Origin of the sequence: Syntrophus buswellii (assembly GCF_046097065.1) — a bacterium.
In the GTDB taxonomy this organism is placed as follows: domain Bacteria; phylum Desulfobacterota; class Syntrophia; order Syntrophales; family Syntrophaceae; genus Syntrophus; species Syntrophus buswellii.
Window position 1 is genome coordinate 1,895,619 of record NZ_CP175563.1, and the last position, 23,731, is coordinate 1,919,349.

The window sequence follows — 23,731 nt, forward strand, 5'->3', positions numbered from 1 at the left end:
GTTGAACGCCCGGGGGGGCTCCTGCCGATGGGTCTCCATTGTCGTGATGAGAACTTGCCAACCAGGCTCCAAAGGAGCTTAGGCTTCTTTTTCCTGGAGGCGCTGACAGGGGAGCTGCGTCACAGCCCGCAAAGATTTTCCGGAAATCAGTCCATCTGAAAGAGATTATTTTTCTGGATATAGTGCCTGACCGGATCCGGCGTCAGGTACGTAATCGATTTTCCATGCCTGACCCTTGACCGGATGTCCGAAGATGAGATATCCAGGAAGGTCACCTTGCGGAAATAAATATGATGGCCTGTGGGCCCCCGATACCCGGAGGTTTTCTCATCATAGGTGAACTGAGCAGAAAATTCTTCCGGCAGCGCCCCGGACAGACCCATATTTTCGTATCCCGGCCGTGTGAGAACGGCAAAATTGCACAAAAGCAGAAGCTTCTGCCACTCCTTCCACGTCTGGATGGCCTGAAAGGCATCCTGACCGAGGATGAAATAGATTTCAATCGACTTCAGATATTTGTTCAAAAAATACTCCACCGTTTCAATGGAGTAAGATTTTCCAGCCCGCTGATGCTCGACATCGGAAAAAGAAAAGGAGGGATTTCCTTCAATGGCGAGCCGAACCATCTGCGCCCGGTGATAGAAAGAGGTAATCTCCGCATCCAGCTTGTGGGGCGACTTCGACGCCGGAATAAAAACAATCCGGTTCAATTCAAAGATCTCCCTTATTTCTTCGGCGCAGCGCAGATGCCCCATATGAATCGGATCAAAGGTTCCCCCCAGCAACCCCCACTTCATACTCTCACCTGTCCATTTCCGTAAATGATGAATTTGGTCGTGGTCAACTCTTCCAATCCCATGGGGCCGTAAGCATGGAGTTTCGTTGTGCTGATCCCGATTTCCGCCCCAAGCCCCAATTGAAATCCGTCACTGAAGCGGGTAGAGGCATTCACCAGCACGGTGGAGGAGTTCACTTCGCTCAGAAACCTCTGAGCGTTGGCATAGTCCTTTGTGACGATGGCTTCCGTGTGGAGCGATCCGTAACGGGCGATATGATCCATGGCCTCATCCATATCGTCCACCACCCGGATTGCGAGGATCAGATCCAGGTATTCCCGGTACCAGTCGTCTTCTTCCGCCTTATCGGCATCGGGAATGAAGACGCGGGTTTTTTCACAGCATCGAAGTTCGACCCCCTTCTCCCTGAGTTGACGGGCGATTTCCGGAAGAAAGCGTGGGGCCGCGTCCCGGTGAACCAGCAAGGTCTCCAGGGCGTTGCAGACGCCCGGACGCTGAGTCTTGCCATTGATGCAGATGTTTGCCGCCATGTCCAGATCCGCATCGGCGTCTACAAAGACATGACACACCCCTTTGTAATGCTTGATCACGGGGATTCTGGATTGCCGGACAACGGCACGGATGAGGTCCTCCCCGCCGCGGGGAATGATCAGGTCGATGTATTCTTCAAGCTGCAGCAGTTCATACACCGCCTCGCGCTCCGTCGTTTCAACGACCTGAATCGCCGCTTCCGGAAGCGAATGCTTTTTCAGAACATCCTGGAGAAGCCGCCCAATGGCGATATTGGAGTAAATGGCTTCAGATCCTCCGCGAAGGATGACGGCATTCCCCGATTTCAGGCAGAGCGCCGCTGCGTCAGCCGTGACATTGGGGCGCGACTCATAAATAATCCCGATGACTCCCAGGGGGATTCTCATCCGGCCGACCATGAGGCCGTTGGGCCTCCGCCACATTGAGGTGACCTTTCCCACCGGATCGGACAGCGCCGCGACTTCGCGGATGCCGGTGGCCATATCCTGGATGGTTGATTCCTTCAATGTCAGCCGGTCGATCATGGCGGAAGCAAGACCGCTGTTTACCGCAAAGGTCACATCCTTCTTGTTCTCCTGCATCAGGTGGCTGGACTGCTGAAGAAGCTGTTCCGCCATATCCATCAGGGCCCGGTTCTTAACTTCCGTCGAGATTCGGGACAGTTTTCGGGAAGCCTCGCGGGCGCGATCCGCCACTTGCCTCATTTCTTCGCGAATATCCATTTGCCGTTCCTTTCCAGGTTGCACAAAATCAGATTTTCTGGTGCCCGGATACAATAGCCGTTGACAGGAGATGAAATATTCGTGTAAAAACCCCAATCTTTCCAAATATCGATGGCCGGTTGCCTTGACGAACCCATCCCTTGTCGCGAGCGGTGCTACTCTACAAAAATGCGTTCGTTCATGTCAAGGTCAAATGCCCGTGGCCCGGCGGGAAAAGCAGAACCATGAACAGCATCCGCATCAAAGCAGGCCGGAAAACCTACGAGTTGATTCGCGATGGCGGGTTTTCCCTGGACCAGGTATCGACCTTTTTTGCTCCGGCGGCGGGTCCGCGATGGCTTGTTGCAACGGGCTTCGATCTGACCCTTCTCAAGGCGGGCTTTCTGGGGCGGAAAAGGCCGATCCAGCTGATCGGCTCCTCTTCCGGGGCTTGGCGTTTCGCGGCCTGGCTGCAGCCCGAAGCCGAAAAAAGCTACCGGAAACTCATGGATGCCTACATCCGGATGTCCTTCAGCCGCGAGGATTCCGCCCGGACGGTCATGGACAAGTTGATTGATGTGGTGAACGCCTATCTTGAAGACGACGCCCTCCCCTTCGCCCTGGCTTCCAAACAATACCGGCTGGCGGTCGTAACAGCCCGATCGAGACATCTGGTTGCCTCCGAAACCATCTGGATACAGTCGTCGGGACTGCTTCTGTGCTTTCTCTTGAACGCCCTGAACCGCTCCCGTCTCTCTTCATTCCTCGAACGGGTGGTATTTTTCAGCGGACCGACACGCCCCCGCTTCAGCTTCCACCGCTCTTTTCACGGCTCTTTCGTTCCCTTGAATCAGGCGAATTTCAAGCAGGCGGTTCTTGCCTCCGGTGCCGTTCCCCTTGCCGTGGCCGGAATTCGAGACATTTATGGCGCGCCGCGGGGAATCTATCGTGACGGCGGCCTGGTGGATTATCACCAGACCCACGATTTCGCCGAGAGGGACGACGAAGTGACCCTGTTTTTCCACTACCAGGGCCGCATCATTCCAGGATGGTTCGACAAGCGGCTCACGTACCGCAGCACACCCGCCGACGTCCTCGATCATACCCTGCTGGTCTTTCTCAGCGACGAATTTGTGGAACGGCTCCCCTTCGGCAAAATACCGGACAGGGACGATTTCCGGACGTTCGCCGATGACCCGGAAAGGCGGGTCCGCTATTGGCAGGAAACGGTGAGACTTTCTGAGTCCCTTGGCGAGCAGTTTCTGGAGCTTCTCGAAAGCGGAAAACTCAGAGAGACCGTTGAGCAGCTATGAATTGAGGCGTCAGATCAAAGACGTTCTTCATACGGTCTTTCTTTCGATACATCGGTAACGTTCGTCAAGATTTTCAGCCCTGGTATCATCTGATCAATTAACCCACAGAAAGGCTAAAAGCCCGCATTCGCGTCTAAGATTCCAGCCTTCTGTCTCGAAAACAAATATCGTTGACAGTGCGGTTTTAACAGAATAGTATACTACCATGGTGGGAAAGTCGTTCTGTAAAGATTGCTTAGTTGTTGCCTAATAATGAACGCCGAGACATTCCTGTCGTTTTCGAGCACAAGATCTATTATCGGCCTTGAACCGGAGTGAGTGTGAGCAACATGATCAGGGAGTGCCTTAAATTACCGTTAGACCGTCGCCCTTGGGGAAAATAGCATCAAGGGCGACAAGCTCTTGAACTCCGCTTCTGTAAAATAAAGGCGGATACAAACAGGTTCATTTAAGGACATCCATTGAAAAAACATTTAAATCAAAAATAAAGGAGAGGTCATCATGAAGAAAAGTCTGATCGTTTTGCTGGTTGCTGCAGCCGTTGTACTGAGCCTTTCGTTTGGTGCGGGGGCTACTTGCACCATAATCGGGACAATAAAACATACCATTGCCACCTCAGGTGGACAATATATCGATGTTGCGCCCTCCAATACAGGTTCTGTCTCTACTTATGTTTACAGGTACTGGATTCCCAACAGCTATAGCGGAATGGCAAGTGCAGCATCGTCAGCCAGGGGCGGTCATCAAACTGTGAGAGTGGTCGGCAGTGCTGCCAGCTGCCCAGCATCAGGTACGATAAGAAGTGCGGGAACCGCCACAACGCTGTATATTTTGATGAATTATTAACGGTAATTCTGTCGCTTCGATTGTCCTGTGAACAGATGGTATTATGAAAAAGGACCTATTCTTTCTCCAACGGGTTCTGCGTCCGGCGATTGCGTATATGTTTCGACAAAATCAGAGGCCCCGACATGACAGAAAGATCCGCTAGTCGCAGATCTGCTGACGAAAAACGAGCCTTCCTGAACCAAAGGAGGGAATCAAGCCTTTCATGGCGAGGACAACCCGGCATTCAGCAGCGGAAAAACAGACGGGTAGTGCCGATCATGTCTCTAACCCCTTACCTCCAGGAACCAGGATGCTTCCCAGCCAAGGCCCTGATTGAACTATTCAGGGCCTTGGCGATAAAAAGGGGAGAAACAGCCCCCCGCGAAGTCATCAATTTTTCCAGGACAGACCCCAATTTAGGAATACCCACCTAGGAAGTCAGAACATCATCCAACCGCAACACAGAAAGAACGCATTGAGCTAAAAGACCACTGGCAGGAAGAGTTTCCCCAAATCCGCCACCTCCATTGGCGGAATGAAACATTCATCAAAATTATCCGTGAGGGAATTTCGGCTTTGATGCAGATCCATCAATTCTGGGCTTACATGTTTTCAACAAGACTTGAGTTGACGGCAACCCGATCCTGCCCCATTCTTAAGAACATTTAAGCTGCTGTCATTTCGCAGAAAATCTTCCCGAGCTTCAACTGTCCTGACCCTGGTCCGGGGGTAGGACGTCCGAGTTGGGCGGCATGACCTCCTCGTCTGGCGGCATGACCTCCTCGTCTGGCGGCATGACATCCTCGTCTGGCGGCATGACATCCTCGTCTGGCGGCATGACATCCTCGTCTGGTGGCATGATGTCTTCCTCTGGCAGGATGGCGTCCGACTTCGGTGGGATGACGTCCTGGTCCGGCGGTACGATGTCCGAGTCCGGCGGCACGACGTCATGAGTCAGGCTCATGTATGCAGACTTGGCATGAGGGATATTATGTGGCGAAATCACAAAAAAGGCGAGAAAACCACACATCGCTAAAAATATGTTAAGAGGATTCTTTTTTCTGTTCATATGTTTTTCCGAATGGGAGCGGCCAAGCGGTTATGCCATGCCGGGAAATTAGTACTATCACTTTGAGCCTCTTTGCAGCATTGTTTTTCAGTTAATCTCTCCGGATTCGTTTTAATGAAGGGAAAGTTAATTCCTGATTTTGTACAGGATGACCGTTGAAAATTTTTTCCGACACGACAGGCTGATGTTTGATTTATCCATTTACCCTTGGCTTTCCGTGGATGGCATAATATCTCAACCATAGATCCCTCTGGATAAGGACATCCCCTTTCCTTTTTTCAAAATGCTCAGCTCACAGATGCATTGACTTCGCATATACGGGAGTGGTAAAGGCACCGTTTAGAACGACTCAAAAGCTTCTACGAAGATCCCTTAAAAGACTGACGTGATCCCCCTCTTCCTTTAAAGGCTTATTCTTCCAAAGAAGGAGAAAGATTTTGGAGACCCTCTTCTGGTCCACTGCCATTGTTGCCATTGCTGAAATGGGCGACAAGACTCAGCTCCTTTCTTTTGTCCTGGCGGCAAAATTCAGGAGCAGGCTGCCGATCATCCTCGGCATTCTCTTCGCAACCCTGGCGAATCACTTCGCCGCAGGTGCCTTGGGATCCTGGCTTTCAAGTCTTGTGTCTCCCGATATTTTGAGATGGATTGTCGCCCTTTCTTTTTTCGGGTTCGGAGCCTGGGCGCTCGTACCCGACAGGTTGGAAGAAAATCGAAATCTCAAGGGCGCCGGGGTCTTTTTTACAACCCTGATCGCCTTTTTCCTGGTGGAGATGGGCGATAAGACCCAGCTTGCCACGATTGCCCTGGCTGCCCGCTACGACTCACTGGTCGCCGTTGTGCTTGGAACAACGACAGGAATGATGATCGCCAACATCCCAGCAGTCCTGATCGGAGAGTCACTCGCTCATCGAATCAACATGAAGATCATGCGCTGGGTGGCGGCGGCGCTGTTTGTGATCCTGGGTATTCTTGCCCTGCTTGCTCCGGCAGCAGGGATGCGGTATTGATCTTCCCGAAGCCGTGGAATCTTCAATCAGGCGCCCTGCCTGGTTTTGAATTTTGAAAGCTCCCGCCAGATCGTATTATACAGATCGGGCACCCAGGAGGGATCGGACACTCTGCCGGGGTTGGGTCCGTACTTCCGCATATCATGGGGGGTGATGATCACATTGACATTGTTCGGACCTGTCTTTGCGACAAGGACGAACAGCTCCTCAATGGCGGTATCGCCAACGGCAAGGCACCCATGGGATTTATCCTTTCCGTGAATGAATATATCACCTCCCAGATTGGATCTGTTTTCATCACGAGCCCTCTGAAGGTCATAATCATTGGGATAATTGATTTTCATGGACAGATGAAACTGGCTGGCCGGATTCAGGGCGATGATCTGATAGATGCCCTCGGGAACCTGGCGGTCTCCCCTTCTCAGTTTGGGGCCATGCCAGCCGCTTGCAGCCAGGATTTCATAGTCGCGTACATGGGTCCATTTGCCTTCATTTTCAGCCCAGACCTCAAGGACCATTTCTTCTTTCACGACAACAAAACTGAGACGGAAAGAGGGGTATGGGACACCGGTCCGATCGAAAAAGGGTTTTATTCGGGCCTCGGCCCTCGGACCGATCGTACTGAGCACCCTCTCCACTCCGAATTCCTCGTAAAGGGCACCTTCCTGAGGACCGGTAACAGCGGCTTCGCAGCCACATCCGGAAACCATAACGCAAAGCCAAACCGCAACAGCGTAAAGTGCCATGCATCCTGTACGTTTACAATTCAGCATGATTCATGTATGCTCCATTGAAATTTAATCCCGGACAGCCGCCCCTGTCCTCCAATGGCTCTTGCCAAAGATGTTCCAAACTGACATCAGGTCTTCAAAAAGTAAAGATTACGCTCTTAATAGTGATTTATAGCCTTTATGACAAGATTATTTTTCTTCTTTTTACTTCTGGCTCTGTTTCTGCCCCCCGCCGTGGCCCAGGGAGAATTTTTTTCCCTGGCGCCGTCGGACACGGTTGTTGGGGCCATCAGGACTTACAGCGTTGAACGGGGAGAATCCCTGATTGAAATCGCCAGGAAATTCGAACTGGGGTACAATGAAATCACCGAGGCGAATCCAGGAGTGGACCCTTTTGTACCCGGCGAGGGAACACCGGTGAGGATTCCTACCATGTGGATCCTGCCCGACATGGAGATGTCGGAACAGATTCTCATCAATCTTTCCGAGTATCGCCTGTATTACTTTTTTGAATCCGGGGGGTCACGATTCCTGGAAACGTTCCCTATCGGCATCGGCAGAGAAGGCCACGACACGCCCGTGGGGGAATTCAAGGTGATCGAGAAGATCGCCAATCCGCCCTGGCATGTTCCCGAATCCATCCGGCTTGAAAAGCCTGAACTACCGCCGGTGGTGCCTCCGGGACCCGACAATCCGCTGGGCACTCACGCCCTGAGGCTGTCCGACCAAAGCATCCTCATTCACGGTACAGACAAGCCTTTTGCCATCGGCAGAATGGCCAGTCACGGCTGCATAAGGCTTTATCCTGAGGACATTCCGATTCTTTACACGCTGGTGCCAAACGGTGTCCGCACGATCATCGTGCGCCAGCCTGTCAAAGTGGGCGTCCACGGCGGCAGGCTTTATCTGGAGGTGCACAACGATCCGTACGTTGAAACGACCCTGGCTGATGCCGCGGCATTGCTGATCCGAAGAGGTCTTCTTGGAAGGACGGATGTTTCGAAATTGCGGAATGCCTTTGAAAAGAAAGACGGGATGCCGACCGATATAACCCAGTAATTCCGGAATGCGGCTTACCGGAATGAAAAGCGGGGATCTAAGCCGGCCATGGGAAACACGGGACGTTGCGTTTCTTGAAGACGAGTTTTGATTCTTGCCGGGGCCGCTCCTGCATCCTGGCACAGGAGTCCGGCCCCCGCAAGAATTGCCTATTTTCTCTGGTGCAGTTCAAAAGCCTTTTCGGCTTTCTTTGCAGCAGCCTCCGACCTTCTTGCCGCAGCCTCGGCCCTGTCCGCAGCGATGTCACCCTGATTGCGGCTCTCCTTAGCCGTTTGCAGAGCCTCTGCCGCATCTCTCGCCGCTTTGTCCGCTTCAGCCTTGGCTGCGCTGCAGCCGGCCTCAAGTTTCGTGACCCTCTCTCCCAACTGCGTTGAGGAATCCCTGGATGCGGCTTCCAGCTTGGAGATTCTGTCCGCCAGGGGATCGGTCTGCTGCCTGACATAATCCTTGGATGCACAGCCATAGGAGATGACCAGCACAAGGCTCATCAATAGCATGAAAACAATGGATTTTCTCATTTCTTCACCTCCCTTCCGCCTGAAATATACTGCAGCTTAATGCCAAAGATGAAGAGTTTCAACCCATAAAATGCCTTTTGCCTGTGCGGCTTGAAACTTGTGACCAGAAATCGCCCGTCCAACCGGGTCTCTATCGCTCTCGTTCCCTTCAACCCCGACTCCTTCCCCGGCAGGATCTTCCGATTTCAACGGCCCCTGTGATGGCGCAGGGTGGCACGTCCTTCTTTCGGGACCCGGTTTCTTTATCCCCGCTCTTATCCTTACAGAGAACCCGATCCTCAGCGATTGAAAAATGAAGAATAAATCTGTTTACATTACGGGGTCAAAAGATCATATTGAAGTGAAGAACCGCTCCGGAAGCTCTATAGGGACAGGCCCGGGGCTCAAATTCACAGAGGATGAACAATGAACGGAAAGAGAAACGTCGTTTTTTTTCTTTTTTTGATGGCGGCAGCGCTGATTGCAACCGCATGCTCGACGCGGACTCAGGAACTCCTTGCCGAGGATTATATGAAAATGGGAAATGAGGATCTTCTCCGCTACTTCTATCGCCTGGACGATGAGATCCAGCGTCAGGAAATGCCGCAGGGTCCGGAAGTCGGGTTCGGAATAGGAACATTCGGTCATCACAGCGGCATAGGTCTCGGAATCGGAACAGGCTCCCTGGGTTATACGGCCGATGAGCTCAGAAAACGCAGGATCGATGTCCGGCTGGAATTGAAAAAACGGGGGTTGAATCCCTGAAATCGATTCTGCGGTGAGGAATAGCTTTTTCTTTTCAGGATAAGATTCAGCTTCCCGCTGAATTCCCTGCCATCGGCTTCGGACGATCGATGGCATACCCCTGCAACCCGTCGATATTCAGTGTTTTGAGCATATCAATCTGCTCCTCCGTCTCCACACCCTCCGCTATCACCAGGACATCGATGCTGTGGGCAACACTGCAGAGCGACCCGATGTAGAATCGGCTGTCGCCCGCCGAATCCTTCAGCGCTTCCGTGTACGCCCGGTCAACCTTCACATAATCGGGACGCAGGAGCTGCAGATAGCCCAGCCTGGAGAGACTCTGCCCGTAATGGTCCAAGGCCACGGCGTGCCCCCACTGCCGGATATGCTCCCGAAACTGCCTGACGGAATCAAGGCTTCGGATGGCCGCGGATTCGGCGAATTCAAAGACAAGGCGCGGAGCCGACGGAGGCAGGTCCCTCAGGGCGGAATGCAGCCAGCTGCGGAAGTCATCGTCATGAAGGGAGGCAGGGGAAATGTTCACGGCCACGGCGTCAACGCCGAGTTTCTGCCGATCGAGGCGCATCGCCTCTTCCAGGACAATGCGATCCAGGAGAGAAACAAGCCCCAGGCGCTCCGCAAAGGGCAGAAAGAGCTCCGCACGAAATTCCACGCCGTCCTCTCCTCGAACGATCCTCGAGAAGACTTCCAGATGCATGCAGTCATTCCGGACTGCCGTTCTCACTACAGCTTGAGCATCGAACCGGATTCTCCGCGCCTGCAACACGTCTTCCAGTGTGCGCCTCCATTGCTGCTCTCCGGCGGGCAATTTTTCCGTCTCTTCCGTAATTCCCCGGATATGCCAGGCATTTGGCCCCTTCTGCTGCGCCGTCCTCAAGGCCAGGTCGGCCTCCGACAACAGGCTGCCAAGGGCCGTGGGGGTGTCATAGGTCACGGCGCCGATATTGGCCACATTCTCCGTCGCCGATAGCTTCCTCTCGGCAAGGCGGCTTAAGGCATTCGCCGTCTTCTCCGCAATCTTCGGAGCCTCCCAGGACAGCGAATCGGGCAGAAAGGCGGCAAAATCCCCTCCCGTAAGCCGTGCAAGGACAGGATTGGAACAGGACTGCGCGAGGTCCCGGAGGATGAACGCGGCCGCTTTCAACAGCTCGTCTCCGGCCTGAAGGCCTCGCTGCCGGTTGAGGCGCTGCAGATCGCGGATCTGGACAAGCAGGAGAAGGCCGCCTCCGGCTCCTTCACGCTCTTCCTGCCTGGACCGCATCTGCATTTCGAAGTAGCGGCGATTTCCCAGCCCCGTCAGGGAATCGAAATAGGCATGCTCCCGGAACCCCTCCGCAAAGGCGGCCTGCTCCTCGAACATCTCCTTCACCTTGAAGGTCATCCGGTTCATGGCGATAACCACCTGGCGGAGTTCCCTTGTCCGCGGCAGAGGTTCCTGACTTTCATACTCCTTCCTGCAGATCGCGTCAGCCTGGCGCTGCACGAGCGCCAGCGGCCTCAGAAGCAGCCGCAATCCGAGCCCTCCCACGAGAAACACGAACACGGCGCAGGAAAGAAACCAGAGGGTCATTCTCGCACTGTCTTTCCACAGGGCAGAGTAGGCAAATCCCGGGTGGCTCCTTACATAAATCTTTCCCCCCTGCCGCCAGCCGGCCATGACATTCGCACTTGCCTCGGGGGGATCGAGGGGGGCCAGGGCAATGAACCAGGATGGCACATCCTCGAACGTCACGGCAAGCTGACGCTCCACGACGACCTTTCCCTCCACGTTGACGTACCGGATGGTCTGGTAATATCCCCGATCGAAGACGGCGTTGATCATGCTTTCTAAACTGGCCCGGTCCTCTTCGACGGCCCGTTGTGAAATCGCCAGCCCCAGAGATGTCGCCGTATCCTGCGCATGGGATTCAAGCTGATTGAGCAGAAAAGAACGGGTATTGTTGAAGCTGAGAAGCAATGTTCCCGTAAACAGAATCAGGAACAGCATCAAGGTGAAGAGGATGAGCTGCTTAAAGAGTGTCATTCTTAACCCCTCGTTCAGATTTTGTGATCCGACATTCGCGTAAGGAGATCTCTCCATTTTCTGAGCCGGCTGCTGGCGGTTATGCTGCCCCGCCCCCGTTGCTGGGCCATCCAGAGACCGGAACCGTTGAAACTGAATATGGGCGATAAATCGCCCCGCTGTGAAGAAGGCTTGATGGCGTTGATGAGATTATCGAGGATAAGGGGTTCTTCCCCTGGGTCACGGTAATAGGTAAGGACCATGTGTGGCCTGTTGATCTCCAGGGCTTTAACATAGGCAATGTTCAGCTTTTCTTCCGAGATTCCCATGGCCTTCAGAGTAAAATATTTGGCAATGGCGTAATCTTCACAATCCCCTGCCCCCAGGCTGAGCAATTCCACCGGCGTCGCCCAGTAATCATTCACACCCCAGAGATGAAGATCTTCGGCATAGGAAACGGTGCTGTTAAAGAACGAATTGACCCTGTCAAGCGTCTCCAGGTCCGACTGAGTCCTCCCTTGACGGACGAGATGTTCCCAGGCGATCAACCGGCCCGGAGCCGCTCTGCCGAACCGTTCTTCCGCTTTTTTCAAGACCTCCTCATCGATATGAAATCTGTCAGCCGCCATACCGGTTTTGACAAAGGCGAGACCGAAGAGAACGCCAAGAATCCATATGATCAATCCCGCTTTCTTCATAGTTGTGGCCGGCGTCATCTTTATGACTATTGGCGTTGGAATGGGTCGACTCCAGGCGCCTGTTCCTCCCGGAATGGCACATGGAGGAAAGTTCGATAACTTATTTCATCGAGGTTCGGTAAGACATTATTTTTGACGGTGTCAGTATAAAACCCGTCTTTTCATGTGTCAACAAAGAAAGATAACCAAAATAATTACAATTACTTCCACCGCCGGAGGGAATATTCAAGGAGTGGCGCTTTAATTGCATCAACTTCCTGAAGATCATCCCTAACATTCCCGGATTCTAAAACCGGAGATTCAGCCGATGACCGACACAAAGACATCGAGCTGATATTCCTTGGGGATGGGAGCAGAGAGTTATGAACCAGCTCAACCGCCGCAGACGAAATGTTGCCGCCATCGTTTTCATCCTGATCCTGGCCATCCTGGCGGTTTTCCTTTACTCCCCGGCAAAGGAGCAGAAACAGCCCCCTGCCCCCGGAGCCGTCAAACAGACCGAAGGCCTTCAAAAAGAATCGGCCAGGCAGGAGTTTGAAGATGCCAGCTTTGAAGGAAATGGAAAGTGGTACGGGCTATGTAAAAAGAACTCCATTCATTCCCTTGACGATTTCCGCAAGGCGGTGCTCAGCGACCCGGTGCTGAAAACGCACTTTACGGGATTCAAATGGGAAAACGCGAAAATGGGCAGACTGGACAAAGCCACGCGGGCCTACGTATATTACAGGAAAGACGATACGATCTTTCGAAAAAAGATGCCGATCACGCTGCCGGCCGGCGACGGATATATCACCGACGGCGATACAACCGTCAGAACGATGTGCTGCAACAGTTACGCAGCCGCCCCTCCCGCCTATGCGGAACCCGAGTTGGAGGCAGAACCCGCTGCCGGTCCACAGCCCCTGAATGTCAACACCTATCCGGCGCCTCCGGAACCGGCCGAAACGCTTATCCCTGAAGAGCTGATCGGGAGAACATTGGCCGATTCCAGAATTGTGGTCCCGCCTGTGATCATTCCGCATCACACTCCAGACGACCGGCCGCATCCGCCATCCCACGACCACCCGGAGGAACCCAAGGAGCCCCCTCCCAAGCCACCCAGGCCCGTACCCATTGTTGCTCCGATCCTTCTGCTGGGTACCGGTCTCCTCGCACTAACCGGGATCAAAAGAAGGTTCAGGAAATAGGATTTCCATTTCACAAGGAGCGGGAAATCGTGCTCCTGAAAATTCAGTTCCGCCGCTGCCACGACAGAAAAATCCGGATTCCTACTGCGCGGCCTCGTCGAGTTTCGTGATCCTGACCATAGCCGTCCCCCTGCCAAGAAAACCCAGTTCACGCGCCGCTGCATGGGACAAATCGATCAACTCATACCCGTGGTTTCGGCAGCGGTCATTGACCGTTACGATGACGGACTTTTGGTTGTCGAGATTTAAGACCTTGACCCGGGAACCCAGAGGCAGCGTCGGATGGGCCGCCGTCAGTTTCTCGGGATTGTAGAGCGCACCGGAACTGGTTCTTTTGTTCCGGAAGCTTTTGTTATAGTAGTGGGCCTTTCCCAGAACCCCTTTGCGTTTCTCCGGTTCGATCGTTTCATGCTGCTCGCTTTCAATCAATTCCCGCTGCAGGGATGTGTCTGCAGAAACGGGTCTTACCGTGACCAGAAGGCCCAGCAAACAGGCAAACGCCCAGCAAGCGGCCTTCCGATGATGCTCCCTGAAATGCATGGTGAACTCCTTGTTGCTGCCGGTTTCATGCTCCATTCTTTATCCTCGGGTTCTTGCCGTCCGCGGTCCGGTCATTCTTCTCCAGTTACCCTTCAAAAGACATTTTTCCTATATGAAAAAAGCGGGCCTGATTCCGTCGGTCCATTCTCCCCCACCGATTGAAATCAAAGCCTCAGAACGGGGGTTACCCGGAAAGCCGCTGACGTTCTCGGATTTCAATCGGCCGGAACGTCAAATTTCTTCAAACGGCCGATAACCCGCTTCTTGGGATTTGGCAGGAATTTCCCGGGAACCGACTTCCTCGTTCCCTACAGGTGATAATCACCGGCTGCCTCCGGCTGGTAGACGACGTTATCCACCCTCAGACGCTTCGTTCCGGAAGGAACATTCCACTCAACGGTATCCCCCACACGATATCCAAGCAGCGCCGTTCCAATGGGAGACAGGATGGAGATTCTTTTCTTTTCAAAATTCGCATCGGAAGGAAAGACCAGCGAGACCGTCATGGTTGCCCCGGAATCCAGGTCCGTAAAAACGATCCTGGAATTCATCGTAATGACATCCTTCGGGATTTCGTCCGGTTCGACGACAAGCCCCCGGTCCAGCTCCTTTTCAAGCATATCAAGGTTTGCCTTCCTCTTGTCGTCGTGCTGGCGGATTTCATCAATCAGGCTCCACAATCGCTCCAGGTCAAATTTTGTAATATAGATCTCTCTGTCAGACATGATCTTCTCCTCCTCATGGATACGTTCGTCAGATCAACCGCTTCAGTCATACCGCGTCCTGATCATTCAGGATTTCTTTCTCCTCCTGGACCTGATCCAGGCTTCGTGCTCTTCGATCAGCGCCTCGGCACCGGTTTTCCTGCTGGAGAGGGTCAAGGTGAAATCGTAATCGTTTTTCCCGATCTTGACAACCTCAATCTCCCTGTTCAGGAACTGCCGGATTTCCTCCAGGCGCTCTTTCTCTTCCGTGCTGCAGAAGGAAAGGGCAACCCCCTTGTGGGAACCCCGCCCTGTTCTTCCCACCCGGTGGACGTAATTTTCCGCCTTATCCGGCAGATCATAGTTGATCACGTAGTTGACATCCGGGATATCAATGCCGCGCGCGCTGACATCCGTTGCAATGAGAAGATTGACTGTCCCCTCCTTGAACCTGCTGAGCACAAGGGATCGTTCTTCCTGGTCCTTTTCGCCATGAATGGTGAGAGCCTCAATCCCTACCCGTTCCATGGCTTTGGCAACCCGCTCCGCCCGCACCCGGGTCCGGACAAAGACCAGGATCTTGCTGTCCCAGTGCTCCTTGATGAAGCGCTCCAGGAAGAACCGCTTGTCATCCATCTCCACAAAGAGGACCGCATGTGAGACATTGGCGGCCACGGGATCGTCGGGGGATATCGAAATACGGATCGCCGTACTTTTTACCTGGGAAAAAGCGAGTTTCTTGATCTCCGGATTGATGGTTGCCGAAAAGAACAGTGTCTGATGTTTTCGATGGAGCATTCTTTTGACGGCCTGAATGTCCTTGATAAATCCCAGATCCAGCATATGATCCGCTTCATCCAGAATCAGGGTCTCCAGGGAATCCAGCCGGATGAATCCCTGGTGGATGAGATCGAACATCCGCCCCGGGGTGGCAATCAGCACGTCGATCCCATCCTGGAGCCGTGCAATCTGAGCATCCTGCTCGACGCCGCCGATCACGGGATAAGATTTCACCCGTGTGTGCTTCGACAGCGCGGCAAATACCCCGCCAATCTGCAGGGCCAGTTCCCTGGTGGGCACCAGAACGATGCACGTGATGCCGAAAACCCGCTGACGGCCTTTTTTCCGGTGAATTCTGTCAATCATGGGGATGGCGAAAGCGGCCGTCTTCCCTGTTCCCGTCTGCGCTATGGCCAGGACATCCTCCCCCTTGAGAATCGGCGGAATGGATTTAAACTGGATGTCCGTCGGCCTCTTGAAGCCGAGCTGGGCAAGATTCTTCTTGATCGCCTCGGAGATGGCGTATTTCTCAAATTTCATGATTCCCCTACTCTTTCCCGATACGTCATGGTAAATACCTTTGAAACCCGATAAAAGCAATTTCAATGTTTCAAAGAGGAAGTGGAGAAATCCGCCTCTTTTGCGGCAGGTAAAATCTTTTTTCCCCTCAGCCACGAAATTTCCGGGACAGAGCGGAGATTTCGGCAGAAGGGATACAGGAACTGGCGATGGCATTCGTATGGATTCATGATGTCACCCTGAGCCTCGGAGGGCCTCTTCTCCTGGAAGGAGCAACACTCCGGATCGAGGAGGGTGAGCGCATCGGACTGGTGGGCCGCAACGCAGCCGGAAAATCAACCCTTCTGAACATGCTGAACGGGGACCTCCCCCCTGATGAAGGAGAGGTCGTTAAAAGCCCCGACGCCCGGATTGCCCTGCTTCCGCAGGATGTCCCCGACGATCTGCCGGGTACGGTCTACGAGATCGTTTCCTCCGGTGCACCGGAACACCTGGAGCTGCTGAGGCAATATCACGAATTGACGGGCCGTCTTTCTCAAAACGCAGACCTGGATTCTCTGAAAAAGCTCGAACGGGTTCAGCACATCATGGAGACATCCGGTGCCTGGCATTTTCACCAGCGGGTCGAAAATCTGATTTCCCAGAGCGGCATCGGCGAAAACATCGAATTTCGCACCCTATCGGCAGGACTGAAACGCCGGGTCTTTCTGGCCAGGGCCCTGGCGGCTGATCCGGACCTTCTCCTGCTGGATGAACCCACCAATCATCTGGACATTGACACCATCCTCCGGCTGGAAGAGTTTCTACTCAAGTTCAGCCGGACGGTCATCTTTGTGACCCATGACCGTGCCTTTCTTCAGAAGCTGGCAACCCGCATTGTGGAGGTGGACCGGGGCCGGCTTCTTTCCTTCGATTGCCCTTACGATGCCTATCTCGAACGCCGGCAGGCCATGCTGGACGCGGAAGAGAAGGCCTGGCAGGACTTCGACCGGAAGCTCGCAAAGGAGGAAATCTGGCTGCGTCAGGGGATCAAGGCCCGCCGCACCCGGAACGAAGGCAGGCTGAGGGCTCTGGAGCAGCTGCGCCGCGAACGGGCCCTGCGCAGGGAACGGGCGGAAACCGCGCGGATGGCCATTTCGGAGGCGCAGCGCAGCGGAAAGCTCGTCGTCCATGCCGAAGGGATCGATTTTTCCTTCGGCGACCGGGTTATTATCCGGAACTTTTCCACCACCGTCCTGCGCGGCGACAAGGTGGGCATTCTCGGCCCCAACGGATCGGGAAAAACAACGCTGCTCAAGATCCTCCTGGGAGAGCTGACGCCTCAGCACGGCCGGCTGCGCCTCGGCGCCGGCCTGGAGGTCGCCTACTTCGATCAGCTCCGGGCTCAATTGGACGAAGAGCGCACCCTCAAAGATAATATCGCCGGCGGCAACGAAACGGTCTTCACGGGAGCTGCGCCGCGGCATGTTGTCGGGTATCTTCAGGATTTCCTTTTCCCGCCTGAACGGATCCTGTCGCCTGTCCGATCCCTTTCCGGCGGTGAGCGCAACCGCCTTCTCCTGGCCAAACTCTTCAGTGTCCCGTCCAATGTCCTGGTCCTTGACGAACCCACCAATGACCTTGATTCAGAAACTCTGGAGCTTCTGGAGGAGAGGCTTCTCAATTACGGCGGAACGATCCTGCTGGTCAGCCATGACCGCGCCTTTCTGAACAACGTCGCCACGTCCACCCTTGTTTTCGCAGGGAACGGACGCCTGGAGGAATATGTGGGCGGATATGACGACTGGCTTCGCCAGAGGCCCGCCCCAGCCAGCCGGGAGACGCCGGACAGGGCGGAAAAACCTGGACGGGAGAAGAGGGTTCCGGAACAGCGGAAACTATCCTACAAAGAGACGCGGGAGTTGGAGGCTCTGCCCCGGCGAATCGAGGCCCTGGAACAAGAGAAGGCGGGGATTTACGCCATCCTGAGTTCGCCTCAATTCTACGCCAGGGGTGATTCCACCGCGGTGGCCGGAACCAACGCGCGGCTGGAGGCTCTGGAGCGGGAGCTGGAACAGGCCTATCAGCGCTGGGAGGAACTGGAAGATTTTGTATCATAAAAGCACGCAGCAGGAGAACAGGACCATGAGCGAACAAAAACTCGATGCCCTCCAGAACCTGATATCAACCTTCCCGAGCGCCGTCCTGGCGTTTTCCGGCGGAGTCGACAGCACCCTGCTGGCCGTCATCGCCCACCGGATACTGGGAAACCGCTTCCTGGCGGTCACGGCCGCTTCCCCCGTTCATCCGGAATCTGAACTCGTTGCAGCAAAGGAACTGGCTGCTCAGTTTGGATTCCGTCATCAGGTCATCTTCACTCAAGAATTTGCAGAGGCCCATTTCATCCGCAACCCGCCGGAACGTTGTTATTTCTGCAAGCTGACCTTATTTCGGGAATTGAAGAGCATCTCGGAAGAAGAAAATTTTTCCGTTCTTCTCGCCGGCGACAATTATGATGACCTGGCGGATTACCGTCCCGGCCACCGTGCCGCTCGGGAGATGAATGTCCGAAGCCCTCTGCAGGAAGTGGGGTTATCCAAAACGGAGATCCGAGAATGGTCAAGAAGGGAAAATCTTCCCACCTGGTGCAAACCGGCTTACGCCTGCCTGGCGTCCCGGATACCCTATGGCCGGGCCATTACGGTGGAAGCCCTGGCCAGAATCGATCAGACGGAGAGTTTTCTCCTCTCGCTGGGGTTTCTGGAAATCAGGGTTCGGGACCACTTTCCCGTGGCACGGTTGGAGTTCGGAAAGGCTGAACTGGAAAGGGCCTGGAACCTCAGGGAGTTGATTGCCGCCACGGTGCACAAGTTCGGCTTTCCCTATGTCGCCATCGATCTCGACGGATTCCGTTCCGGAAGTATGAACACCGTGTTGCCGGATACGCTTATGGGGTAATGGCATTCGGTCCATCATCTGAAATCCAGGGTAAACAAATGCTCTTTCCATCGGGAGAGCATTCCGGAACCCAATTGAAAATCCCAAGTACCAGGAGGTTATGAACATGGAAGGACCCGGAAATCTGGAGCAGGAAACAAAAACGTGCAAGGCCGACGCGACATCACGGTCCCGTTACCGCGAAACCCTCCCGCAGATCATCGATTCCATTGTGGACTCCTGCCAGAAAGAGACCCGTTTATCCCATATCAGCCCGGAACGGATCCCCTCCAGGCAGGCCGTCAAGGAAATCCTGAGCCGCACGCACCAGCTTCTCTTTCCCGGGTATTTCTCCCGGGAGAATATCGATCCGGTCAATCTGAATTATGAAATCGGGTCCATGGTCACGGTCCTTTTTGAATTGCTGGCCAGGCAGATAACGCACAGCTTCCGGCATCAATGTTTCCGATACAGCCTTCCCTGTGTGGGATGCGAAGAAAAGGGCTATCAGGAAGCGGTGACTCTGCTGCTCAGCATCCCCGGTCTGCAGAAAATACTTTCGACCGATGTGATGGCCGCCTACGAGGGGGATCCCGCCGCAGGCAGTTCGGACGAAATTATTTTCAGTTATCCCGGAATTTTAGCCATCAGCATCTATCGGATCGCCCACCAGCTTTACAAACAGGAAATCCCCCTGCTGCCCCGGATGATGACGGAATACGCCCACAGCATCACCGGCATCGACATTCATCCAGGCGCTACCAGCGGCGAAAGTTTCTTTATCGACCACGGCACGGGCGTCGTCATCGGTGAGACCACGGAGATCGGGAAAGGGGTGCGCATCTACCAGGGGGTTACGCTGGGGGCCCTTTCGCTTCCCAAGGACGCAGGAGAGCAATGGAGGGGGAAAAAGCGCCACCCCACCATCGAAGATGACGTCATCCTCTATTCGGGAGCGACGATTCTCGGCGGAGACACCACCATCGGCGCCCGGTCGACCATTGGCGGCAATGTCTGGATCACGGAATCCGTCCCACCGGACACCCGGGTTATCATGGAAGAGCCGCGGCTGCACTTCAAGTGAGAAAGGGAAACGGTTCGTCAATGCAGCGGCATTTTTATCTTCTGGGTGAAGTACAGCGAAACAAGGGTCAGGCCGGCGCCTATGATGAAGGGAAGCTTCCAGTTCAGCAGCCACAGGCTGCCTCCTAACAGGGGAATAACCACGGCGGAGATATGGTTGATCGTGAAGCCGATGGCGGTGCTTTGCGCCAGATCCCCCGGATCGGCCGTTTTCTGGAGATAGGTGTTCAATCCGATGGCGAAATTGAAGAAGATGCTGTCCAGAATGTAGAGGACAACGGCCACCCATGCATTTTCGATCAAGGCATAACCCAGAAAAAGAATAAAGAGGCTGGCGCTCTCCAGGGAGAGGACCACCCGCTCGCCGTAAACGTTGATGGCCCGGGAGATGTACCGGTTGGTCAGGTACGTCAGAGTATAATTCAGGACATAGATGCCGGCAATGGTGCTGACGCTCAGCCGGTATTTTTCGACGAGAAGGAAGACGGCAAAGACAATGAAAATCTGCCTCCGGGCGCCACTGAGAAAGTTCAGGACATAGTACAGCCAGTATTTCCTGCGGAGGACGAGTTTGTTCTGCCGTTGCAGTCCATGCTCCTGAACGGGATTTTTCGACAGCATATAAATTCCGGCAGATGAAATAAAGATCCCCAGAAGCAGAAAATTCAGATGATAGGGCAGAAGAAAGGAAAGGCCCCAGACAATCGTCCCGACGGCAATATTCGCAAGGGCCCCATACCCACGCAACCGGGCAAAGACAACGGGCGCATCCCTCCTGTCAAAATACTGAACCGTCAGGGATTTGTTCGTCGTTTCAAAAAAATGAAAGCCAACCGACATGATCACCGTTACCATCAGCATCCCGGGGAACGTTGGAAAATAACCGGTCGCCCCGATTCCGATCCCCAGAAGAACCACGGACCAGGCCGACAAGCGATGCTCCTTCATGATCAACAGGACGTACATGACCATAAAGGTCAGAAATCCGGGGATTTCACGAACCGCTTGAGCCACGCCGATCTGAAAGCCGTTCACTCCCACCACTTCCTTGGCAAAATTCGTGAACAGGGCCATCCATCCCTGCAACCCGGCACTGGCGCATATCACCAGGACCATCAGGTAGGTGTACATCGGTTTTTCCTTGAAGAGTTCCATAAGCGCCCCGGTATTGTAGAATGTTTAATCCGGCTGGCCGATCCGCAGCAAAAGCCTGGCGATGCTGAACAGATTTATGGCTGCTTGTCAATGTCTTTTAAAGTGAAGATGTTCGAGCGCTATTCTCACAGTAGTTATTCTCTCTTAATTGTGCTATGAACAACCTGCCGTTGGAGCAACGGCGATCCAGTCATCTGAACATGTCAAGACACAAACCGCATGTGGATCAAGACGCTAGTCCTGAGATCCGGATGACTGCAGACGAAGGCTTCCTTTTTTTGGTATCCTCGGGTTAACGAGATCCCCCTGAGCAGAACCGGAAGGACGTCGCCGATCGTTCCCCTATAAAGCAATGAATTTCAAAAGAGTTATGCGCCCCGAGGCTTGAAATTGACACCGCTTTAAGGACCCTTGGGAAAGGATTGATTCAAGAGCTTATGACAAAAATTCCCCGCATCCGGCCGGACGGAGAACAAAGCAGGATCAAGGCGCTTCTTTCCTGTTTTATGGCCTTCATCCTGCCGTTTCTCATCGTTGGGTGCACCCCCTCTTATGAGGGCTTCCTGTTCAAGTCGAACCTCCGGGAAGCCAATGATTTCTTCAATCAGGGAAACTACCGGGCATCTCTAAACAAATATGAACAGATGATGAGCGATTATCCCGAGTCGGCAGACAGGGTTCTCTTCGAGATGGGTGTGATTTACGCCCATCCTGAAAACAAGCAGAAAGATTATGAGAAATCCCTGGAATGCTTTCAGAAGCTCCTGAAGGATTACCCGGAGAGCAGATATCGGCAGAACAGTATGGCGCTGACATCCCTGGTCAAGGATGCCATGAACAAAGAGAACAGGATGACCGCGCAGGAAAAGCAGATTGAGACAGTCGGGAAAGAGCTGCAAAGCAAGGGGAACGAGGTTATTCTACTGAAAAAAAGGATTGAAGCCCTCGAAAAGAAGGCCTTGATCACACGGACCGGCCCGGCTGACAGAATCCTGGTTTTAAAGAAAGAACGACTGTTGATGCTGATTTCAAAGGACCAGGTGTTGAAGACCTACAAGATCGCCCTGGGAAAGGACCCGAATGGTCCGAAAGAAAGGGAGGGCGACAACAAAACCCCGGAGGGAACCTACATCATCGATTCACGTAACCGGGACAGCAAGTATCATCTGTCGCTTCATATTTCCTATCCAAACGAGAGAGACAAAAATCGAGCAAAAAAAATGGGGGTTTCTCCAGGCGGAAACATCATGATTCACGGCATTAAGAATGGATTCTCATGGATTGGTGATTTTCACAGAGGATTTGACTGGACGAACGGCTGTATTGCCGTAACAGATGAAGAGATCGAAGAAATCGCCAGGCTGGTGCCAAATGGAACTACGGTTGACATAAGGCCATAAGAGTCCGCTTCGTCCTCGCAAGGCAGAGCCTCCTCGGGCCCTGACCGATCCGGGATATTTTTTCAAAAAAGCTTAATTCGTTCTGATTAAACGTTGTCTGATTGATGTGCAGAATACTTGAAAAGACCATTTTATCCGACATTCTCCGCCACCTTGTCCTGTTGATCCTCATCCTGGTGCTTTCTGGATGCGCACCGCGAAGGATCTTGAATGCGAACCCCCATCCCTTCCCAAGCTCCCCGGCAGAAAAAATCGAGCGCAACAAATTTTCCGTTGATAAAGGCGATGATGTCATTGGCCGGCTGGCATTTCTTCGGCTCGAAAAAGGCGATACTCTGCCGGATATTGCGAGGCACTTCGGTCTGGGCATCAATCAAATCAGTTCAGCCAATCCCGGGGCAGATCTGTGGGTTCCTGCTGCCGGGGAGCGCATTTTACTTCCCATGAGCTTTATCCTGCCGGACCACCCCAGAACGGGGATTGTGATCAACTTAGCCTCCATGAGGCTCTTTCAATTCAAGGAAAACGGCAAGTCGGTGTCCGTTCATACCTATCCAGTCGGTATCGGTTCCGCTGAACGTCCAACCCCCAGAGGCCAGATGCATGTCAGCCGCAAGATGTTCCGGCCGACTTGGTATGTGCCCGCCTCCATTGCAGAGGATCATCGAAAGAAAGGGGACCCCCTGCCCGCAAAAGTTCCGCCGGGGCCTGACAACCCCCTGGGCGAATATGCTTTATACCTGGATGAGCCCACCTATCTGATCCACGGAACGAATAAACCGGCGAGCATCGGTCTCAATGCAACCAATGGCTGCATTCGACTCTACCCGGAAGACGTGAAGAAGCTCTACGACGAGACTCCGGTCGACACCCCTGTGAATATCATGCGTCAGGCATATCTCACCGGCCAGCGAAACGGCGTCATTTACCTGGAAGCCCATGGCTCTTCCGGAGACTCCGATGCGATTGAGTTAAAAACGATCTACGCAAAATTGAGGGCTATGGAAAAGAAATCGGCTCACAGAATTGACTGGAAAAAAGTTGAGAACGTTCTGGCCGAGGGCAGGGGAATCCCAGTAGCCGTATCCCGGTTCCAGCAGAAAAGCGGGACAGGAGCCGAGAGGGTTATAGAACTCCGGCATCCAGGCAGATTATACGGCAGGCCGGAAATACCGGAGTTGAAGATGGACGCCTGGTATGTTCTGGCTGCTGAGATGGGCGACAAGACGGATGCGGAGAGGGCTGCCGCCATCATCAATCACCAGGGGCCGCCGATCCCGGCGAGGGTGCTGCTGAAGGGAAATCGCTACCGGGTCATTGCCGGCCCGTTCGAAAACCTCGGCACGGCTGAACTTGCCGTCAGACGTTTGAAAACAGATCTGGAGATGGAAGGCATTTTGATTGAACCTCCCAGCAAAAGATAGCCGATCCCCTTTTTTACGT

General features: G+C 53.8%; 22 protein-coding genes. 11 read left to right on the forward strand and 11 right to left on the reverse strand.

Annotated features, from left to right (window positions below):
- Positions 1-146: 146 nt before the first annotated feature.
- Positions 147-797 carry a nicotinate-nucleotide adenylyltransferase gene (gene nadD, locus ACJ77P_RS08600; RefSeq protein ID WP_367359025.1) on the reverse strand — a complete coding sequence of 217 codons (651 nt, stop codon included), beginning with the start codon at positions 795-797 and terminating at the stop codon, positions 147-149.
- Positions 794-2,050: a glutamate-5-semialdehyde dehydrogenase gene (locus ACJ77P_RS08605; protein WP_408998007.1), complete on the reverse strand. Its 1,257-nt coding sequence runs from the start codon at positions 2,048-2,050 to the stop codon at positions 794-796. The genes nadD and ACJ77P_RS08605 overlap by 4 nt, the downstream gene beginning before the upstream one ends.
- A 224-nt stretch (positions 2,051-2,274) precedes the next feature.
- Between ACJ77P_RS08605 and ACJ77P_RS08610 the strand changes: the two genes are divergently transcribed.
- Positions 2,275-3,342, forward strand: coding sequence for a hypothetical protein (locus ACJ77P_RS08610; protein ID WP_408998008.1), 1,068 nt, complete (start codon positions 2,275-2,277; stop codon positions 3,340-3,342).
- 501 nt (positions 3,343-3,843) lie between these two features.
- A complete protein-coding gene (locus ACJ77P_RS08615; protein WP_367359022.1) occupies positions 3,844-4,188 on the forward strand; it encodes a hypothetical protein in 345 nt (114 codons plus the stop codon).
- A 685-nt stretch (positions 4,189-4,873) separates the two neighbouring features.
- Here ACJ77P_RS08615 and ACJ77P_RS08620 read toward each other — a convergent pair.
- Entirely contained in the window at positions 4,874-5,239 is a 366-nt protein-coding gene (locus tag ACJ77P_RS08620; RefSeq protein WP_408998009.1) for a hypothetical protein, read from the reverse strand.
- A 437-nt stretch (positions 5,240-5,676) separates the two neighbouring features.
- Between ACJ77P_RS08620 and ACJ77P_RS08625 the strand changes: the two genes are divergently transcribed.
- Positions 5,677-6,249, forward strand: coding sequence for a TMEM165/GDT1 family protein (locus ACJ77P_RS08625; protein ID WP_367359020.1), 573 nt, complete (start codon positions 5,677-5,679; stop codon positions 6,247-6,249).
- 26 nt (positions 6,250-6,275) lie between these two features.
- Here ACJ77P_RS08625 and ACJ77P_RS08630 read toward each other — a convergent pair whose 3' ends face one another.
- Positions 6,276-6,995, reverse strand: a complete 720-nt coding sequence (locus tag ACJ77P_RS08630) for a murein L,D-transpeptidase family protein (RefSeq protein ID WP_367359019.1) — start codon at positions 6,993-6,995, stop codon at positions 6,276-6,278.
- A 165-nt stretch (positions 6,996-7,160) separates the two neighbouring features.
- On the opposite strand from ACJ77P_RS08630, the gene ACJ77P_RS08635 reads away from it, so the two are divergent.
- On the forward strand, positions 7,161-8,039 hold the full coding sequence (locus tag ACJ77P_RS08635) for a L,D-transpeptidase family protein (RefSeq protein ID WP_408998010.1): 879 nt from the start codon (positions 7,161-7,163) through the stop codon (positions 8,037-8,039).
- A gap of 149 nt (positions 8,040-8,188) precedes the next feature.
- Here the strand turns inward: ACJ77P_RS08635 and ACJ77P_RS08640 are convergent, their stop codons facing one another.
- On the reverse strand, positions 8,189-8,557 hold the full coding sequence (locus ACJ77P_RS08640; protein WP_367359017.1) for a hypothetical protein: 369 nt from the start codon (positions 8,555-8,557) through the stop codon (positions 8,189-8,191).
- A gap of 405 nt (positions 8,558-8,962) precedes the next feature.
- On the opposite strand from ACJ77P_RS08640, the gene ACJ77P_RS08645 reads away from it, so the two are divergent.
- On the forward strand, positions 8,963-9,301 hold the full coding sequence (locus ACJ77P_RS08645; RefSeq protein ID WP_367359016.1) for a hypothetical protein: 339 nt from the start codon (positions 8,963-8,965) through the stop codon (positions 9,299-9,301).
- 46 nt (positions 9,302-9,347) lie between these two features.
- On the opposite strand, the gene ACJ77P_RS08650 is transcribed toward ACJ77P_RS08645, so the two are convergent.
- A complete protein-coding gene (locus ACJ77P_RS08650; protein ID WP_408998011.1) occupies positions 9,348-11,327 on the reverse strand; it encodes an EAL domain-containing protein in 1,980 nt (659 codons plus the stop codon).
- Between the two features lie 14 nt (positions 11,328-11,341).
- A complete protein-coding gene (locus tag ACJ77P_RS08655) occupies positions 11,342-11,989 on the reverse strand; it encodes a transglutaminase-like cysteine peptidase (RefSeq protein ID WP_367359014.1) in 648 nt (215 codons plus the stop codon).
- Between the two features lie 377 nt (positions 11,990-12,366).
- Here ACJ77P_RS08655 and ACJ77P_RS08660 point away from each other — a divergent pair, with 377 nt between their 5' ends.
- Positions 12,367-13,191, forward strand: a complete 825-nt coding sequence (locus tag ACJ77P_RS08660) for a hypothetical protein (protein WP_408998012.1) — start codon at positions 12,367-12,369, stop codon at positions 13,189-13,191.
- A gap of 81 nt (positions 13,192-13,272) precedes the next feature.
- Here the strand turns inward: ACJ77P_RS08660 and ACJ77P_RS08665 are convergent, their stop codons facing one another.
- From ACJ77P_RS08665 to ACJ77P_RS08675, 3 genes are all read right to left on the reverse strand, one after another.
- Positions 13,273-13,767, reverse strand: a complete 495-nt coding sequence (locus ACJ77P_RS08665; RefSeq protein WP_367359012.1) for a septal ring lytic transglycosylase RlpA family protein — start codon at positions 13,765-13,767, stop codon at positions 13,273-13,275.
- Positions 13,768-14,039: 272 nt separating this feature from the next.
- Complete coding sequence (gene rnk / locus ACJ77P_RS08670) at positions 14,040-14,456, reverse strand: nucleoside diphosphate kinase regulator (protein WP_367359011.1); 417 nt, start codon at positions 14,454-14,456, stop codon at positions 14,040-14,042.
- A gap of 66 nt (positions 14,457-14,522) precedes the next feature.
- Complete coding sequence (locus tag ACJ77P_RS08675) at positions 14,523-15,755, reverse strand: DEAD/DEAH box helicase (protein WP_367359010.1); 1,233 nt, start codon at positions 15,753-15,755, stop codon at positions 14,523-14,525.
- 188 nt (positions 15,756-15,943) lie between these two features.
- Between ACJ77P_RS08675 and ACJ77P_RS08680 the strand changes: the two genes are divergently transcribed.
- From ACJ77P_RS08680 to epsC, 3 genes are all read left to right on the forward strand, one after another.
- Positions 15,944-17,833, forward strand: a complete 1,890-nt coding sequence (locus tag ACJ77P_RS08680) for an ATP-binding cassette domain-containing protein (RefSeq protein ID WP_367359009.1) — start codon at positions 15,944-15,946, stop codon at positions 17,831-17,833.
- 25 nt (positions 17,834-17,858) lie between these two features.
- Positions 17,859-18,671, forward strand: a complete 813-nt coding sequence (larE, locus tag ACJ77P_RS08685; RefSeq protein ID WP_408998013.1) for an ATP-dependent sacrificial sulfur transferase LarE — start codon at positions 17,859-17,861, stop codon at positions 18,669-18,671.
- Between the two features lie 106 nt (positions 18,672-18,777).
- A complete protein-coding gene (gene epsC, locus ACJ77P_RS08690; RefSeq protein WP_408998014.1) occupies positions 18,778-19,734 on the forward strand; it encodes a serine O-acetyltransferase EpsC in 957 nt (318 codons plus the stop codon).
- 17 nt (positions 19,735-19,751) lie between these two features.
- Here the strand turns inward: epsC and ACJ77P_RS08695 are convergent, their stop codons facing one another.
- On the reverse strand, positions 19,752-20,888 hold the full coding sequence (locus ACJ77P_RS08695; RefSeq protein WP_367359006.1) for an MFS transporter: 1,137 nt from the start codon (positions 20,886-20,888) through the stop codon (positions 19,752-19,754).
- A gap of 437 nt (positions 20,889-21,325) precedes the next feature.
- On the opposite strand from ACJ77P_RS08695, the gene ACJ77P_RS08700 reads away from it, so the two are divergent.
- Together ACJ77P_RS08700 and ACJ77P_RS08705 are read left to right on the forward strand one after the other, a co-directional pair.
- Positions 21,326-22,288, forward strand: a complete 963-nt coding sequence (locus ACJ77P_RS08700) for a L,D-transpeptidase family protein (protein ID WP_408998015.1) — start codon at positions 21,326-21,328, stop codon at positions 22,286-22,288.
- A gap of 104 nt (positions 22,289-22,392) precedes the next feature.
- Complete coding sequence (locus tag ACJ77P_RS08705) at positions 22,393-23,712, forward strand: L,D-transpeptidase family protein (RefSeq protein ID WP_408998016.1); 1,320 nt, start codon at positions 22,393-22,395, stop codon at positions 23,710-23,712.
- The last annotated feature ends 19 nt before the right edge of the window (positions 23,713-23,731 follow it).